The organism is Frankia sp. Mgl5, from assembly GCF_023242985.1.
GTDB lineage: Bacteria > Actinomycetota > Actinomycetes > Frankiales > Frankiaceae > Parafrankia > Parafrankia soli.
The window spans coordinates 1-238 of sequence record NZ_JALKFY010000333.1 but is presented as its reverse complement, the minus strand read 5'-3'; the positions used below and the strand labels follow the sequence as shown (position 1 = coordinate 238).

At 54.2% G+C, this 238-nt stretch carries 1 protein-coding gene; it reads left to right on the top strand.

Annotated features, from left to right (window positions below; translation table 11 throughout):
• Positions 1-238, top strand: a 238-nt coding sequence (locus MXD62_RS09565; RefSeq protein ID WP_368862361.1) for a hypothetical protein, incomplete at both ends; no start/stop codon positions are given.

Genomic DNA, 238 nt, shown 5'->3' with positions numbered 1-238 from the left:
CCAATCAGCTTGGAGCGAAGTGGAATTATCAACATCCAGGCGAAATCATGGCGGAAGCAGCATCACTTGCCCCGATCTTTGCCGGCGTCTCCTATGATCGACTGGAAGGGTGGAGCAGCCAAGTCTGGCCAGTATTGCCGGATGGGACAAGCACACCGTTGCTCTACACAGATCGATTTGCATTCCCGGATGGAAAAGCAAGACTCTACCCGGTCGAATGGACTCCACCGTATGACGC